Annotated in this window: 13 protein-coding genes and 1 pseudogene; 6 read left to right on the top strand and 8 right to left on the bottom strand. The window is 56.9% G+C overall.

Annotation, left to right across the window (positions count from 1 at the left end):
- Positions 1-92: 92 nt before the first annotated feature.
- From EC919_RS23725 to EC919_RS23700, 6 genes are all read right to left on the bottom strand, one after another.
- Positions 93-497, bottom strand: coding sequence for a hypothetical protein (locus EC919_RS23725; RefSeq protein ID WP_133776739.1), 405 nt, complete (start codon positions 495-497; stop codon positions 93-95).
- A gap of 241 nt (positions 498-738) precedes the next feature.
- Positions 739-1371, bottom strand: coding sequence for a hypothetical protein (locus EC919_RS23720; protein ID WP_133776738.1), 633 nt, complete (start codon positions 1369-1371; stop codon positions 739-741).
- 384 nt (positions 1372-1755) lie between these two features.
- The gene (locus tag EC919_RS23715) at positions 1756-2106 is read right to left on the bottom strand and encodes a hypothetical protein (protein WP_133776737.1); all 351 of its coding nucleotides are present in this window, start codon (positions 2104-2106) and stop codon (positions 1756-1758) included.
- Positions 2107-2438: 332 nt separating this feature from the next.
- On the bottom strand, positions 2439-2927 hold the full coding sequence (locus EC919_RS27490) for a hypothetical protein (protein ID WP_243842323.1): 489 nt from the start codon (positions 2925-2927) through the stop codon (positions 2439-2441).
- Positions 2920-7521 carry an RHS repeat-associated core domain-containing protein gene (locus tag EC919_RS23705; RefSeq protein WP_243842325.1) on the bottom strand — a complete coding sequence of 1534 codons (4602 nt, stop codon included), beginning with the start codon at positions 7519-7521 and terminating at the stop codon, positions 2920-2922. Before EC919_RS23705 ends, EC919_RS27490 begins: the two co-directional genes overlap by 8 nt.
- Before the next feature lie 543 nt (positions 7522-8064).
- Positions 8065-8508 carry a hemerythrin domain-containing protein gene (locus EC919_RS23700; RefSeq protein ID WP_133776736.1) on the bottom strand — a complete coding sequence of 148 codons (444 nt, stop codon included), beginning with the start codon at positions 8506-8508 and terminating at the stop codon, positions 8065-8067.
- A 227-nt stretch (positions 8509-8735) separates the two neighbouring features.
- Here EC919_RS23700 and EC919_RS23695 point away from each other — a divergent pair, with 227 nt between their 5' ends.
- Both EC919_RS23695 and EC919_RS27225 read left to right on the top strand, forming a co-directional pair.
- Complete coding sequence (locus EC919_RS23695) at positions 8736-9470, top strand: alpha/beta hydrolase (RefSeq protein ID WP_133776735.1); 735 nt, start codon at positions 8736-8738, stop codon at positions 9468-9470.
- A 229-nt stretch (positions 9471-9699) separates the two neighbouring features.
- Complete coding sequence (locus EC919_RS27225; protein ID WP_166650618.1) at positions 9700-9870, top strand: hypothetical protein; 171 nt, start codon at positions 9700-9702, stop codon at positions 9868-9870.
- A gap of 116 nt (positions 9871-9986) precedes the next feature.
- Here EC919_RS27225 and EC919_RS23690 read toward each other — a convergent pair whose 3' ends face one another.
- Positions 9987-11171 carry an MFS transporter gene (locus EC919_RS23690; RefSeq protein ID WP_133776734.1) on the bottom strand — a complete coding sequence of 395 codons (1185 nt, stop codon included), beginning with the start codon at positions 11169-11171 and terminating at the stop codon, positions 9987-9989.
- 278 nt (positions 11172-11449) lie between these two features.
- Here EC919_RS23690 and EC919_RS23685 point away from each other — a divergent pair, with 278 nt between their 5' ends.
- The 3 genes and pseudogenes from EC919_RS23685 to EC919_RS23675 form a co-directional block, all read left to right on the top strand.
- Complete coding sequence (locus EC919_RS23685; RefSeq protein ID WP_133776733.1) at positions 11450-12370, top strand: Ku protein; 921 nt, start codon at positions 11450-11452, stop codon at positions 12368-12370.
- A gap of 60 nt (positions 12371-12430) precedes the next feature.
- Positions 12431-15106, top strand: a complete 2676-nt coding sequence (ligD, locus tag EC919_RS23680) for a DNA ligase D (protein ID WP_133776732.1) — start codon at positions 12431-12433, stop codon at positions 15104-15106.
- 136 nt (positions 15107-15242) lie between these two features.
- Positions 15243-15341 (top strand): annotated as a pseudogene (locus EC919_RS23675) (carboxymuconolactone decarboxylase family protein); the annotation flags it as partial.
- A 213-nt stretch (positions 15342-15554) separates the two neighbouring features.
- On the opposite strand, the gene EC919_RS23670 reads toward EC919_RS23675, so the two are convergent.
- Complete coding sequence (locus tag EC919_RS23670; RefSeq protein WP_133776731.1) at positions 15555-15890, bottom strand: hypothetical protein; 336 nt, start codon at positions 15888-15890, stop codon at positions 15555-15557.
- Positions 15891-16042: 152 nt separating this feature from the next.
- Between EC919_RS23670 and EC919_RS23665 the strand changes: the two genes are divergently transcribed.
- Complete coding sequence (locus tag EC919_RS23665; protein ID WP_133776730.1) at positions 16043-17032, top strand: aldo/keto reductase; 990 nt, start codon at positions 16043-16045, stop codon at positions 17030-17032.
- Positions 17033-17042: the final 10 nt, after the last annotated feature.

Below are 17042 nucleotides of genomic sequence, written 5' to 3'. Positions count from 1 at the left end.
CCGATGATTCGGGGCTTTTTGCGTTTGGAGGGGGGGCAATGGCCAGTTAGTGTGGAATGGTTGATTGCATCAGTCTCAAAGGACTGTCCCCGTCAGACTGATTTCCTGGTTTCGTATTGCCTCCTTGCAGTGTCAGCCACATCTTCATCCTCATCACTTAACAGGTTTACAAGTACTTCCAAAGGGGTCTTTTTGTTCAGAGCTATTCCACTTCTCACCATAGGATCAGGATCTTGCGAAAGGAACGCAAACAACTCCAGCGACAGTTTTCGCTTACTTGCTATGAAATACCTGCTTTCAGGATGGGATTCGCATAACTCTTCTAAGATCTCAAGTGGAATTGTTTTGTTGTGTATGACCCATTGCACGTAATCGGGATATTCCTTGATCACGTCACGCCATACAGCAAGAGGCGCTTCCTCCATGGCAGACCTGTCGTATTCAGCCTTGAGACGACTAGCGCGTAGGGTTACAAATTCTTCAGCCGATGTAATCATATTTGCCTTGCATATAAAATTTCTGGATGTCGATGGGCTAAGCCGTTTAACCTTAGGTTAAAAGCATTAAAGGGGTCCGTCCCCTTTTAGCCCTTATATGCGCAAGCAGTTGCACACCTCTGCGCAACTTGTTGCGCACATCGGCAAGCATGCCTCACCAGAGAGACCAAGCTGGTCAAAGGGCCATCCCCACATATTTGAACACTAACGCTCGAAATGCGAACCATCGAATGTTATTTTGTTACCAATGAATTAATTTCCGTGGGCTATCGACAAAATCAATCTCCGCATAGCCTTCAACCGCAGCATCGAACTCTTTAAAAAAGAAGTCAAGGTTGCGTGAGAATACGATAAATGCGCCACTGCCGTGCTCCCCGGTTCCGTCTGGTACTGTCACATAGTGACAAGTCTCTTGCAGGGCGTCATATAGCTCCTTGCCCCGGATCCGGAGGTGAGTGCTCTGCAAAATACTTGAGAGTATAGCGGGGTTGGGACTTTCGGCATGTCTGTGCCTGATGAGGACCTGATGTTTTCTAAGATTCCTGTCGTACTTTTCATGGTCCTCAAGCAGTTTTTTAAAACCGTCATTCTTAGCTCTGAACATTAGGCAAGGCATGTGTCCTGAACGCGCGCGAACAGGTGGCTTGATGGTCGTCTTGTGGGGCTCAACCCAAAAGCATTTTGAGACAAGGGCGTCGATCGCTGCGTCACCGTAAGGCGTTCTGTTAAATCCAATCCCGCCATCCAGACTGACGGCCATAATTAAGGCAAATTGATCTTGCTCATTTGCAGACAGCTCCGCTATGGGGTCATTAGCATGATGTTTGAATTCACTGAATTCTGACGTGTAGCATAGGATTCGATAGGTTTTCATATTCGTTTCTGATACTCCTCGCAGACAAACTAGGCACGGAATAACCGTCATTAACGCTAATTAAATTCCGGTGTATAGCCATAATATTTACATGCGATCTATTGAGTGGCTGCTAGTTAAATAGTTTATCTGTTTGACTATTTTATATTTAGGTGGTTTGAAATTGATGTTTTTATATATGTTGCGTTGTGTTTGATTATGCGATCTCCGTAGATATCGGTGTCGGTTTGATGATTCGCTATCAAGGATACAATCTTTCATGCACTATCGCCCATGATCAGCTATATCCGCATACTAAATTCCTCTGGGAGTCAAAGGGGGAGTTCCCTTTAACTCTCCAGGTCAGTTCCATTCCGTGACTGCGACGTCTATATTCAAGTTTGATTATTGAGATCTAATCCATTTACACATTTCTTTTTTGATTTCATCCAGTAAAGCCACTTTTCCTAATAGGACGAGTTCACGGTTCATTTCTTTGTCATGATACGACACCAACGTGTCGATATCCTCATCAAGCACTATTCTTAGAATTTGACCATTGCTTTCATTTTTTGTAGAGAATATTGGATTGCCGTCTTGACACGGCGTCCCATCCGAAAATTTCGTGTTGCAGTACGGCACTTTAAATTTGCCAGCGTCCAGTCCGTGCTCCTGCGCCTCCGAATAAAATAACTCATATAAATGCCGTTCCAGGCCAATGTAGGATTGCGCGTTATCTAGGTAGCTATTGAACATATATTTACTCCACGAAAGCCTTACCGGTTATAATGTCAATGTCGACCCGCTCATGTTTAGTGTTAAAGGAGTCCGTCCCCTTTAGCTCATCACCGCATTGTCTAGCTGACGGACTAGATCTGTTCCAGATTCAGTTTGCGTCATGGCTGAGCCCGAGAGCAGGGCGAGGGGCAGGGCGCAGGCTGTACAGAAGTTGAAGGCGAGTTTATAGGTAAGCATGCAATATCTCATAGGTTGAAAGTTGATTGTGTTGTGATCAGATGTTAAGCAAGTGAAGTTCCTGGCTTTGTATGGTGAGCTTAAAGAGTTTAAGTATCAAAGGGGTCAGCCCCTTAGCTAAGGAAATTTTCGTCATCAAGGCCCGTGTCAGGGCTCAGTAAATCGCCATAAAAAAACGTGTCTTCAAAAGAATATATGGCCTTCGAGCTATTGACCATTAGCAGAAGGGAGTCTTCATCCGATGGGTAGAAGAAATCGTCCCAGGCTTTTATAAAAATATCCTTAGGTACTACCGCCGCTGCGCGTCCACCCCAGAAAAACCAAATAAAGCCAACCTCACGTAATCTAAACTTGAAGAAATCGGCTGAATCAGCACTGTCAGAAAAACTTAGTGTGGATTTTTCATGGCGCTTGAAATTCTTACTATTTAGCTCCATCAGGTTTTTCGTAGGAACAAATGCATCCCAGAGCCGTTGTGACTGGGGTTCATTAAACAAAACAATGCTTCCCTTTTCCTGGTCAGACAGTAGGCAATCATTAGAATTAAATCGCCAAGCGATAGGGTATGTGTCGACATCAAAAATATAAGCGTCTTTATTCATGGAATATGTGCCCTGCTCCGCCTGTTTTTTTGCCCGCACTCCAGTCTTTCCATTTAATGTGAGGAAGGTTATTCTCAGGAGCGTTGTCGGTATGTGCTTCGTTGGGATGGCGTTCGAAACCTTTTTTATAACGCTGGGTTGTATAAGTATCGTAATTCACCATCTCTCCCTTAGCATCCTTCAGTAGCCTCTCGCCTGTCGCCTGATCTGGCACCCTGAAGTTTGTTTTTCCACCTTTTTTTATGCTTTCGGTGGCCGTTTTCCATTCCTTACTTCCCTTGTTTATCACAGGCAGATTGCTAGCGTCCCCTACATCGTTGCCCGTCAACCCGCATGAAATCAGTCCGAGAGGATCAACCCATTCACATGGGTTCGGTGCATACGCATACAGATTCAAACCACCAGCAAGTTCAATCGGATCCTTGCTGATAAACCGCCCAACTCTAGGATCATAGTACCGATGGCGGTTGTAGTGCAGGCCGGTTTCGTGATCGTGGTACTGGCCCTGGAACCGGATCGGGTTGGTCAGGCCAACTTGTTGGGCGAATTCAGAACGCTGTTCCTGCGCTTCGCCCCAGGCTTTGTATTGCGCGCTCCAGGCGGTGTTGCCGTTTTGGTCGGTGATTTCCTGAGGGGTGCCGAGGTGGTCGCATTGGTACCAGGAGAGCACGTCTATCGGCAGCGGGAGCGGTTTGTAGTTCCAGAGCGGGTCTTCTTTGAAGTTGTAGCGGCCTTCGTAGGTCGGTTGGCTTACGAGGCGGATGGTTTCGTGGCGGATGGCTTGGGCCACGGGAACGAAGGTGCCGGGTTCGTGGATGTAATGCACCGTGCGCCCAAGGGCGCCAGCGTATGGTGGCGGGCTGCTTTCCCAGGCGAGGTTGTCGCCGTCCCAGCCGTATAGCGTGAAGCCGCAGCCTAACTCGCGTTCCTTGCAGGCGTGTTCGTTTTCGTTCCAGCCGGTGCCAGCTCCCGGGCGCGGGCGGTAGTGGGCTTTCGAGAATTTGTAGAGGCGGCGTCCGAGGGGGTCGTAGCCGAAGTCCACAGTCAGACGTGGATCGCGGAAGTGAACCAGACGATCGAAGAGGTCCCAGTGCAGTTCGCTGCGCAAACCGTTGGTCCAGCGCTCTGTCTGGTTACCGCGCTCGTCGTATTCGTAGTGATTGCCGGCGTAGTCGCGCAGCAGGTTGTCCACGAGTTTATGGCGGACAGATTCGGGGTCGAGTGGGCGGCGGATGGGCGCGGCGCTGTCGTCGAGCAGGTTGCTGGCAGGGTCGAAGGCGAAGGTTTCGGTGCCCAGACGACTGGTGGCGCTGAGCAGGCGACTGACTGGGTCGTAGCGGTAACTCAATGGACCGCGACGGCTGTCGTTGATGTCGGTGAGTTGGCCGGCGGCGTCGTTGGTGTAGGCGCGTTTGATGAGCGTGGATTTGTCGTCTACTCGGCCTAGGAGTTGTTCTTGGAGGCGTCCCGCCGGATCCCAGTTTTGGGTTTGTAGGAGCTGATTCCCTTGATGGCGAGCGACTTCGCGATGCAGATCATCGCGTTCGTAACTGAGCAGTTCGTGCTCGTCGAGCTTCAGCCCCAACAGATGACCACTGCCATAGGTGAGCCAGCTGACGCGATGACCGTCAGGGCGAATGGTCGCGACGCGGTTATTGAGAGCGTCGTACTCGTGCTGCCAGACGGCAACCAGTGGTTTATCCAGATTTGAATAATGCTGGTGCTCGCGCAGCAGGTTGCCCGCCGGGTCGTGGAACCATTGCAGCTTGCTGACGGCATTGGTCGCCATGACCAGATGGCCATTGCCGTCGTAGGCAAAGGTTTCGCTTTGGGATTTCTCTCCAAGCGTGGCGCGGCGCTCGGTCAGGCGGCCCACGGGATCGAAGGTCAGCGCTATGGTGCGCTGGCCGTTGATCGTTTGAGCCAGCCGACCGGTCTCGGGATCGTACTGATAGCGGGTCGAGCGACCGTCGAAGCCGCGCTCTTCCAGCAGCCTGCCCACAGGGTCGTAATGAAAGTGCGCGCGCCGCTCGTTTTCGTTTTCCAGCGCGACGAGGCGGCCGAGTTTGTCCCAGCGATAGCGCAGGGTTTGTTCGGCAGCATCAACGCGTTTGGCAATAAAACCCGCAGCGGTGTAGCGCCAGGTGGTGCAGCGTTCGAGGCCATCGGAATGGGCCAGCAACCGACCTTCGGCGTCGCGACTGAACCGTTCTTCGGTCTTGTCGGGGTGCTTGATCAGTACCAGTTGACCGGCTTTGTATTCATACGTGGTGCTGTGGCCTGCCGGATCGATGAAGCGGATCATCTGCCCGCGATCGTCGTACTCCCAAGCGCTCACCTTGCCCGAGCAGTCGGTGTACTTAACGAGTTGTCCGGCGTCGTTGTAGGCCAACGACCTGGTATTACCGTTGGCGTCCTTGATCGCTGTAGGAAGCCCGAATGTGTTGTAGGCGTATTCGGTGATGTTCTCTAACGGATCAATCGCTTCGACAAGATTTCCGCGATGGTCATAGTTCCGTTTCCACAACCCGCCTTCGCTATCGCTGATCTTGATTAGGTGGCTTTTGTCGTCATAGCCGTAATTCATCACGCTGTGATCAGCGCGGGTGTGTTCGGTCAGATTGCTGAGCTTGTCGTAGCGATAACGATCGGTGCTCCCGTCGGTGTGCACATGGCGAATGATGTTCTTCGCCGCATCGCGGAAGAACCATTCCGAACGGCCATCGGCATGGCAGATGCGATAGGTGTAGCCGAGGCTGTCGTAGTAGTGCCGGGTTTCGTGGCCCAAAGCGTCATTGACGTAGGTAAGACGAATGTTTTCGTCCCACGCCAGTCGGGTATCGAAGTTGCCGTCGTCAGCCCATTCGCGAATGGCTTTGGCGTCGGGACCGGAGCCCTGCCATTGCAGGTTCAAACCACGATTGGTTCGGTCGGTGTAACGAGTAATCAGGTGATTTTGATACTGGTAGCGCCAAGCAGCGCCATTCTCGTCCTGAGCCAGAACAAGATCGCCAGCATCATCGTACTGATACGCACACAGTTGGCGTTTGACGTCGCCGTCACGTATTTCCCAAAGACCGGTCAGCCGCCCCTGACCGTCAATCAACGTGCCAAGGCGAAGATGGACTTTATTGACGTCTTTCTCCGAGTAAGTGACCAACTCGGAGAGCACCGAATGTTCACCGTGTCGATGCTCGTAATGCAGCATCACCCCGGCGCCGTCGGGCAAAACCTTGTTGATCAGTACAAAACGATCACCCCGACGAACATAGGTTTCCCTGTGCTCAAGCCCGCGCATCAGAACCAAACGGTCCTTGCTGAGGCGAATGACGGTCAGATTTTCAATGGCGTTGAAGTGAAACAGCTTGACCTTGGGAAGAGGGAATTCATGGCTACGGCCATCGGCGTCGTGGAAGACCAGACCGTCACCGACGAGATCGAAGCGCGTGGTAAACGGCGTGATCCAACGCGCGCCGATAACGTCCTGATCGTAGGCATTCAGACTCGAACAATAGGTCCGCGTCCACTCAATCGGAAACGGCCCCGGCAGACTGAAATCGGTATGACTGACCGACTCGGAGCCCATCGCAAAACTGATGCTGTTGGCCGTCGACCCGCAGGCACACTCACAAGGACATGCACACTTACAGTTTTTCCGCTTGTTAGGCCGGGCTTTCGCAGGCTTCTCGAAACCAACCGCCTCCAACTTCCCTTCGCCGGCCTGGCGCCTGGCCTGATTAACCACCCCCGGTTTGATATTGAAGGCTTGCCCATGGTCATTGCGCGTCCGCCAACTGACAACCGCGCCAGCCAGTGTCTGCAGCAACAAACCAATGGAGTTCTGAACCTCTGGATCCGCCAGACGATTTATCTGAGTCCTGAGGTCTTTGCCCATAGCGCGCAACGAGTCGGCATGAACTCGGACCTTTTCCTCCAGTGCCTCGGGCAGCAGAGTCTCGACGACGTCATTGACCTTGTCTTTGCCTGCGGCGATGTACAGCTCGGCAACCGCTGCGAACATGTTGCCAATCGACGCTTTGGGGTCGTAGGCCCACTGATCGCGGGAGACGCTGATCAGGTGTACCGCCTCATTGATATTGCTCTCGGCGTCAAGGTTGCCGACTACCGTTTTGACGCCGACCGCAACCTCAGCCACCTTCTCAAGGCCGTCGGCGATCTCGATAAGTACGCTTTCGCCCAGCGCGCCCGCGCCATCGAGGATCCCGGGGAGCTTGCCCTGCGCCTGTGTGACGAAGTCATCAAGCGTACCGACGATATCGGCATTGAGGTGCCCGATCAGAATCTCGATCAGTGCATCGCCCAACACCGCCTTGCCGGTCCGACGCATCTCCTGACGCACCAGAAACAGCATTGGCCGCAGGCTCATGCGCGCGGCTGCCATGGTGGAGGGGAATGGCATCATCCCGATCAGATTGATGCCGAGGCTGACCCAATCCAGAAGATCACGCTCCGGACTTTTAGAGAGCGTGGCGATGTCATTCAGCGCATCCACCAGCGCCATGACGTTGCCCACCACCGGCAGAACCGCAGCCGCGCTTTTGATGCGGTCGAGCGTCACGACCCCGCCGCTCATTTCCTGTAACCATGCGTCAACGTTCGCCGCACCGGCACCAACGTCTTCTAGCTGAATCAGATCAAGTGGAACGATCGCTACTTGAGATTCGCGTTTCTCGCCACCAACGGGCAGATATAAGGGGGTGGCCAACGATGCTCTCCGTGCTCAAAAAACCATCCGAGAAGGCGTGAATGCCAATCCGGGGGGCACGGAGATATCAAGGGCTGTGCCAGCTGCTAATTAGCCAAATAAAATCAACGACTTAAGAAATAAAACAGAAGGTTTGGGCGAACGCCAAACCAGAGAACCCAGAAACAGTGCGCAAGAAGTTGCGCACCGCTGTGCAACTTCTTGCGCACTCGCCTACATGCCACAAAAGACGGGGGCTGCAGAGCATTAACCCTTCCATTTTCAACAAACAGGTGCGCAACTTCTTGCGCACTCCGCCAAACCCGCTCCCAACCGCTCTTCACCACAAATACCGCATCGTGAACAAACGCGGCAAAAAACGCAGCCAAAAAAAAGCCCCGAAAATTCGGGGCTTTGAGCATTCAGAGCGGCTTAGGCTTTAGCCAATTGCTCCTCATACTCCTTGTGATACTCACGGGCCAGCGATTGCTTCTGCGTGTCGTCCAGCAGTTTGCCCGCTGACTGGAAGAACTTCTGCTCTTCTTCCTTCAGGTGGTGATGAACCTTCTCCGACAGCTTCTTGGCCGTGGCCATCCATGACGGGCTGGACATCTCGGTTTCGTCGAGCTCTTCCATCATTTCGTCCATTTCATGGTGCTCGGAAATGGCATGGCGACTGAGGTCGACGCCGTTGTCGAACTGCATCAACGGGATATAGAAGAAGCGCTCTTCGGCGGTTTCGTGGGCCTGCAGTTCAGCTTTCAGCTGTTTGTAGACCTCGACACGCTCCTCGCTGTCGCCATGGGTTTGGATCAAGGCATCGGCATAGCCGCGTTGCCGGTCATGACTCTCTCTCAGGGCTTCGAAAATATTCACGGGTGCTCCTTGGTTCGGCGACGGACTGATGTGCTTATTCCTAGACCGCAGCGGGTGTTGAGCCGTTCCGTTGTGCTTCGAGCCTATGCGTACTCCCCATGTCTGACCAACATGAAAACCCGCCGCCGTACAGCCCCCCGACAGCTCCGCCCGGTCACTGACGGGCTGACATTCGCGACATGCTGCGTATGATGAGCCCGACGTTTTTCGGAAAAAGGCTCACGCTCATGATGAAGTTTTTCGCCGCGCTGCTGTGTGTGTTCACCGGCATGGCCCAGGCAGAACCCGCGCTGCTCACCGATCTTGCCCTGCCGTACCTGGCCGCGGCGCCCGCTGAATCCAAAGACAAACCGCTGATCATTTTCCTGCACGGCTACGGCAGCGACGAGCGCGACCTGCTCGATATCAAAAACGATCTCTCCCCAAGTTACACCTACCTCTCCGTGCGTGCGCCACAGGAAGTCGACGGAGGGGGCTACAAGTGGTTCACCCAGGACACCGATCAGGCCGAATACGAAGGCGTGACCAGCGATGTCGACAAAAGCACTGACCTGCTGCGCACCTTCATTCAGCAGGCCACCGAGAAATACCAGACCCAGCCCGACAAAGTGATTCTCGTCGGCTTCAGCCAGGGCGCGATGATGAGCTACCAGATCGGCCTGCAATACCCGGAACTGGTGCACGGCATCGCACCCCTGAGCGGCAAGATTCTCGCGTCCCTCCATTCACGCCTGAAACCCGAAGAGCGCCTGAAGCCGCTGAAAGTGTTCATCGGCCACGGCTCGGCCGACACCCGCGTGGCTTACTCGGGCGCGACCGACGCCAAGGCAGTGCTTGAGAATTTGCTGATCGTTCCCGAGTTTCATACCTACGCCGGGGCAGGGCATACGATTACAACGGCTGAAGTGGCCGACTTGAAGCACTGGCTTCAGAGCGAGTTGAAGAGCAAGGCTGCTGATTAACCCAGCGGGCGCCGGCACTCACGTAGATTTATTCGATTGCTATAAATATGTACCGCAAGAAGGCCGTATGCCTTCGTCATCATTTGCTGCTTTGGTACGCGGTGAATGTGGCAATGAGGAGGCAGGGAAAGGGGACTGATCTGCGCCATCAGGTTCTCAAGTCAAAAGCGCGCGAACTGGTTAATCAAACGGTCGAGAAATCCGCCAGGACCAAAGCAGGTAGGTGCTCATGAACATTAAGAAACGCAAGGCCAAGATTCGGGAAATGACGGAATTCAGTGCCGAAGCGCACAAGCGTGCTGCGGAGTATGCCCAAGCTCAGCTTCATTTTCTGCGCGTAGCGCTCGAAATTGATAGAGATCTTGAACCCGCCGGCCCGATGGCTGGATTCAGGGGTTGACTCTTCACAAGAAAACCGCCGAATCGGCGGTTTTTTACTGGGCTGCGATCAGTGGCTTACGTTAATGGCCTGAGCATCTGACCCTCGCGATGTCCCGTTCTACCGAGCACCCAGACTCAAGAACGGGAGTTCCGCAGAAAAACCAACAACGCCAACACCGGAAATACGCTCCCCACGATCACAATCCAGACCCAGCCACCTTGGTCATACAGCGCGCTGGCCACCACTGAGCCAATCGCGCCACCAATAAAGATGCTGGTCATATACAGCGCGTTAAGTCGGCTGCGGCTTTTGGCGTCGAGGGCGTAGACCGCGCGCTGGCCGAGGACCATGTTCATCTGCACGCAGAAATCGAGGATGACCCCGGTGACTGCCATGCCGATCACGGCGTATGCCGGTTCGATCAGGCTGGGCAGAAAGCTCAGTGCGGCGAACAGCATCGCGCACAGGCTGGCGACGCGGGTGTGGCCGGCATCGGCCAGGCGGCCGGCGATGGGCGCGGCGATGGCGCCGATGGCCCCGACCAGGGCGAAGAGGGCGATCTGGCTTTGCGACAGGCCATGATTGCGCGCCAGTTCCAGTGGCACGGCGGTCCAGAACAGGCTGAAGGTGGCGAACATGCACGCCTGATAAAAGGCGCGCTGGCGCAGGACCGGCTGTTTGCGCAGGAGGGTCCATAACGATTTGAGCAACTGGCCATAGGTGGCGCTGTGGGCGGGCTGATGTTTCGGAATGGTGGTCGCCAGCACCACGCTGATCAGCAGCATCACCACGGCGGCCGTGCCGAACACCGCGCGCCAGCCGAAGTGGTCGGCGATCAGGCTGGCAGCGGGCCTGGCCAGCAGAATCCCCAGCAGCAGGCCTCCCATGATGCTGCCGACCACGCGCCCGCGTGTTTCTTCTGGCGCGAGGTTGGCAGCCAGCGGCACCAGAATCTGCACCGCCACCGAACTGAAACCCACCAGCAACGAAGCGATCAGGAACAGATTGGGCGTTTGTGCGAACGCGGCACTGAGCAGACTGAGAATGGCCACGCCGGTGGTGACGATCATCAGCCGACGGTTTTCCAGCAAGTCGCCCAGCGGCACGAGGAAGAACAGGCCGAGGGCATAGCCGACCTGGGTCAACGATACGATGAAGCTGGCCAGGGTGCCGGAGAGGCCGATGTCCGGCGCAATCAAGCCAATGATGGGCTGGGCGTAGTACAGGTTGGCCACGATCGCGCCGCAGCAGAACGCGAACAGCATCGCCAGGCCCTTGGTCATCGTGGCGCCGTGGCTTGCGGGAGAAATGGACGTCATGGGAATACCGTAGAGGTCGCAGGCCTGGCAGATACGGCTCTGTTGCGGCGTGCAGAAGGAGTGGCGGGAGGTTAACGCTTTTTCGTTGCGTTAAGAAGGGGCGGCAGGGGAATAGTGCAGGGTTGATCAGTGCGAATGCGGCCGGACGCCTTACTCGCACCAAAGCCGTGCGGCCCACGACAATAGCGACGTTCCGGTCGCTCGGCCGAAACTTTTCCGGCTGCGCTTCGGTCACTGCTTACACACACCCCTCTCACACCCCATCGGATATAAAAACTATGCCTCGGGCAATCTGGAAAGGCGCGATCAGTTTTGGGCTGGTGCATATTCCTGTGGCGCTGGTGTCGGCGACGTCCCGCCAGGGTGTCGATTTCGACTGGCTGGACAAGCGCAGCATGGACCCGGTCGGTTACAAGCGCATCAACAAGGTCTCCGGCAAGGAGATCAATAAAGAAAACATCGTCAAGGGCGTGCAGTACGAGAAGGGGCGATACGTCGTCATCAGCGAGGATGAAATTCGCTCGGCGCACCCGAAATCGACCCAGACCATCGACATCTTCGGCTTCGTCGACAGCGACCAGATTCCGCTCCAGCACATCGACACGCCGTACTTCCTGGCACCGGACAAGCGCGGCGAAAAGGTCTATGCGCTATTGCGCCAGGCGCTGGTCGACACTGGAAAAGTCGCGCTGGCCCATGTGGTGATCCGCACCAGTCAGCACCTGGCGGCGGTGATGCCGCTGGAGTCGGCGATCGTGCTCGTGCTGCTGCGCTGGCCCTCGGAAGTGCGCGGCCTCGACACCCTTGAGCTGCCCAAGGAAGCGACCGACGTCAAGCTCAGCAAAAGCGAGCTGGACATGGCCAAGCGGCTGATCAAGGACATGAGCACCGAGTGGACGCCGGACGCCGAAGAATACCGCGATACCTTTCAGGACCAGATCATGTCGCTGGTGGAAACCAAGGCCCGCGAAGGCAAGATCGAGAACGTCGAGACGGATGCTGGCGACACTGAGCGCAAGTCGGCCGATGTCATCGACCTGACCGAACTGCTCAAGCGCAGCCTGGGCGGTCGCGGCGCTGCTGCGAAGGCGGCGCCTGCCAAAGCCAAACCGGCGAGCAAAAGCAAAGCCGAGTCCAAGGGCGATGCGCCGGCCAAGCGCCGTGCTCCCCCTCGGAAGAAGACCACCAAGGCCTCTTGAACGCGTGTCGTGTTGTAGCGTTAAAAGATGCACCGTTCCAATGCGCAGAGGTTCATCGTCATGACAAAACCTGTGAGTGAATACACCCGCAAGCGCAACTTCGATGTCACGTCCGAGCCGGCCGAAGGCGAGGGCCAGACGCGAAGCAAAAAAGGCAAGGCGCTGAGTTTCGTCATTCACAAGCACGATGCGCGCAATCTGCATTACGACTTTCGCCTCGAACTGGACGGCACGCTGAAAAGTTGGGCGGTGCCGAAGGGTCCGAGTCTGGACCCGAAAAACAAGCGCCTGGCGGTGCACGTCGAAGACCACCCGCTTGGCTACGGCAGCTTCGAGGGCAGCATTCCCGAGGGCGAATACGGTGCCGGCGATGTCATCGTCTGGGATCGCGGCATCTGGCAGCCCCACGGCGACCCGCAGGAAACCTACAAGGCCGGCAAACTCAAATTCACGCTGATCGGCGAAAAGCTCACCGGCGACTGGGCGTTGGTGCGCACCCGGTTGCCGGGCAACAGCGACAAGGAGCAGTGGCTGTTGATCAAGGAAAAGGACGATGCCGTACGCGCTGGCGAGGAATACGACATCGTCGTCGACAAGCCGGAAAGCGTGGTCAGTGGCGCGACGGTGGGCGAGGGACGCAAGCCGGCCAAGGGTGCGAAACGTCAATCGGCAGCGTCTGAGGCTGTTGCCGACACCTCCGCCGCGAAGAAGCCCGCAAAAAAGCCTTCGGCAAAAAAAGCGAAGACGCCTTCGCCCAAAAAGAGCGGCGTGCCGGCCAAGCTCTCACCGCAGTTGGCGACGCTGATGGACGCTCCGCCAGAAGGCAAATGGCTCTATGAAATCAAGTACGACGGTTACCGGATCCTGACCCGCATCATCGACGGCGAGGTGAAGTTCTTCACCCGCAACGGCAATGACTGGACCGAGCGCCTGCCGTTGCAGGCCAAGGCCATTGGCGATCTGAAACTGGACAACACCTGGCTGGACGGCGAAGTTGTGGTGCTCAACGACGCCGGGCTGCCGGATTTCCAGGCGCTGCAGAATGCGTTCGACATCGACCGCAGCATGGACATCATTTATTACCTGTTTGACGTGCCGTTCCTGAATGGGGAAGACCTGCGCGAAACGCCCGTCGAAGAGCGTCGCGCTGCGTTGAAGAAAGTGCTGGGGCGACAGAAAAAGGGTTTGCTGCGGTTCTCTGAAGCCTTCTCCGCCGGCCATCGCGACATCATCGAAAGCGCGAGCCTGATGTCCCTCGAAGGGGTGATCGGCAAGCGTGCCGGGAGCGTGTATCAATCCAAACGTAATGCCGACTGGATCAAGCTCAAGTGCAAGCTGCGCCAGGAGTTCGTGGTCGTAGGCTTCACCAAACCCCAGGGCGCACGCAATGGTTTTGGCGCGCTGTTGCTGGCGGTGAACGAGGAGGGCGCCGGCCTCGTGTATGCCGGTCGGGTCGGCACCGGCTTCAATCAGCAGATGCTGGGCGACTTGCTTGAGCGGATGAAGCCGCTGGAACAGGACGCGTCGCCACTGGAGAAAAAGGTGACCAGCGCTCAGGCCAGGGGCGTGCACTGGATCAAGCCGACATTGGTGGCGGAAGTCGAGTTCGGCGAATGGACCCGCGACGGCATCATTCGTCACTCGGCGTTTGTCTCGTTGCGCAGCGACAAGCCGGCCAGCGACGTGGTTCACGAATACCCCAGGACGCCGAAAGACATCAAGGCACCGTTCAAGCCCAGCGCCGCCAAGGCCAAAGCGTCGAGCCCAAAATCCGCGACCAGCGACGATGCTTCAGCCGAGAAACCCAAACCGGTCAGCAAACGTGCAGGCAAGGACCGCATCGATGTCGCCGGCGTGATGGTCAGCCACCCCGAGCGGGTGATCGACGCAGAGAGCGGTTCGCACAAGATCGAGCTGGCGCAGTATTACGAGTCGGTGGCTGACTGGATTCTGCCGCACCTCGACCACCGTCCCGTGGCGCTGTTGCGTTGCCCCGAAGGCGTGGAAGGCGAGCAGTTTTTCCAGAAGCATTCCGAGCGCATGGCGATCCCCAACATCAAGCAGCTGGACCCCAAGCTCGACCCCGGCCACGCGCGTCTGATGGAGATCGACAGCGTTAAGGCGCTGGTCGGTGCGGCGCAGATGGGCACCATCGAACTGCACACCTGGGGCGCGACCTACGATCAGATCGAGCTGCCGGACCACTTCGTCCTCGATCTCGACCCGGACGACCAGTTGCCCTGGCGCAGCATGATCGAAGCCACGCAACTGACGCTGTCGACCCTCGACGAGCTGGGCCTGGATGCGTACGTCAAGACCAGCGGCGGCAAAGGCATGCACATTGTCGTGCCGCTGGCGCGCCGGGCCGATTGGGAGTCGGTCAAGGCGTTCGCCAAGGCGCTGGCGCAATTCATGTCCCGGGAGTTGCCCGAGCGATTTACCGCCACGTCTGGGCCGAAGAATCGGGTCGGCAAGATCTTCATCGATTACCTGCGTAACAGCCGGGGCGCCAGTACCGTGGTGGCCTACTCGGCAAGGGCGCGGCCGGGGCTGCCGGTGTCGGTGCCGATCAGCCGTGATGAGCTGACCGAGGTGAAGTCGTCGGCGCAGTGGAATATCGCCAATTTGCAGCAGCGATTGCGCAAGCTGAAAGCTGATCCGTGGGCTGGTTACAAGCACACCCAGCGTCTGACCAAATCGATGTGGAAGCGCCTGGGTGCCACGCCGCCGGCTTGAAGCCTTTGAGTTAGCCATAGATATTGTTGAGCGTATCGATGGCGTTCATAGGCGACTTTCGGACGAAAGAATGAGCCAGACGGGCAAGTCGCCGCGCCGTGGCTGACGGAGACTGACGGTGTTTCGGCGCAGTCTAGTCGCCGCCGCCCTGGCTACGGCAATCTCGTTGAACGCAGGCGCTGCGTACGTCTATTCGATGCACGCGCTGGAAGCCTATGACGCGCTGAAGCAATGAGCAGACGGGCGGAAAGTGACGGTTTGCCGACGATTTCAGGTGCGCCTGGCATGTAGGATCAAACCGGGATTTGTAGGAGCCGGCTTGCTGGCGAACCCATGGATTCAGTCACTGCAACGGTGATTGACCCACCGCGTTCTCCAGCAAGCCGGCTCCTACGGACCGCGTTGAAACATCTAAGGTATGCGTCAGTTGCACCGAAGCTCCATCAGATTACTTCACCCCATCCGTCCGCTCGCCCACTTCCGCCGGATAAAACTCCCCCTCCAGCCCGGCCGTCAGCAGGCGTTCACGTGCCTGGGTTTCAACGTTGAGGACCTGCTCCGAGTCGTCAATGTCGTCCACCACCAGCCAGACCGGCATGACGTTCTGGCCATGGGTGCCTTCGCTGAGCATGTCGTGGGAGAAGACTTGGTTGGCGCGCCACAGACACAGTTCGTCGTCGGTGTGGCCAGGTTCGCGAACCGCGGTTGGCGAGGTCAGCCAGATTTCGGTGTAGGGGCGCAGGTCGGTGTTGGCGAGTTCATTCAGGGTAATGACGGTTTTCATTTCGTGTGCTCCAGTGTTCAAGATGCAGTTGTGACGCATCGCGCGGACCAGCGTTCCCGTGATCTGCGCAGATGGTCGTACAGACTTGAACCGACGGCGCACGCGAGGGGTCGATCAATCACTGTGTGCTCACGTCAGCCCGACCCGGAGACATGCCCGTGACCGACCCAAATCTGCTTACCCGCAGACGATTGCTCACGCTGGCGGCGAGTGCCTCGGCGGCGTTGGTTTTTGACGCAGCGGTCGCTGACTCCGGCGCCGTCGCCGCAGCATCCGAACCGCCACAACCCGGCGCATCGCCCGGTCAACCAGGAGAGCGGAATATGCTCACGCGAGACATTCCATCCAGCGGGGAAGCGTTGCCGATGGTCGGCCTCGGCACGTATCGCGGGTTCGATGTCGAGCCCGGCAGCGACGCCTACAAACTGCTGCCCGCCGTGGTGGACCAGTTGTTCCAGGCCGGCGGCACGGTGATCGACAGTTCGCCAATGTACGGTCGCGCCGAGGAAACCACTGGTGAGTTGCTGGCGATTCATCAGCCGTCATCGCCAGCGTTCCTGGCGACCAAGGTCTGGACCCGGGGACGCGACGAAGGCATCGCCCAGATGGAAGCTTCGTTTGGGCTGCAGCAGACCCAGCGCATCGACCTCATGCAGATACACAACCTGCTGGACTGGAAAACTCACCTGCCGACGTTGCGTCAGTGGAAAGAAGAAGGGCGCATTCGTTACATCGGTCTGACGCACTACACCCCATCGGCCTACGCCGAGGTGGAAGCTGCGCTGAAAGCCGAGGCGTTCGATTTTCTGCAGATCAATTACGCGATGGACGATCGGGCGGTCGAGACGCGGCTGCTGCCGCTGTGCCGTGAGCGAGGGGTGGCGGTGATCTGCAATCGGCCGTTCGGCGGCGGCGGTCTGCTCGGGCGATTGCGCAACACGCCGCTGCCGGGCTGGGCGGGGGAAGTTCAGGCCAGGAGCTGGGCGCAACTGGCGCTGAAGTTTCTGATCTCACACCCTGCGGTGACCTGCGCGATTCCCGGTACGGGCAACCCCAAATACATGAAGGAAAACGCCGAGGCAGCCAGAGGGCCGCTGCTCACCGACCCCCAGCGGCAACAGCTGATTGCCCTGATCGGCTGATCCTGCTCAC

Source organism: Pseudomonas graminis (assembly GCF_004364335.1).
In the GTDB taxonomy this organism is placed as follows: Bacteria; Pseudomonadota; Gammaproteobacteria; order Pseudomonadales; family Pseudomonadaceae; genus Aquipseudomonas; species Aquipseudomonas graminis_D.
Note: the sequence above shows the minus strand (reverse complement) of the source record. Positions and strands in the feature narration are given on the sequence as shown.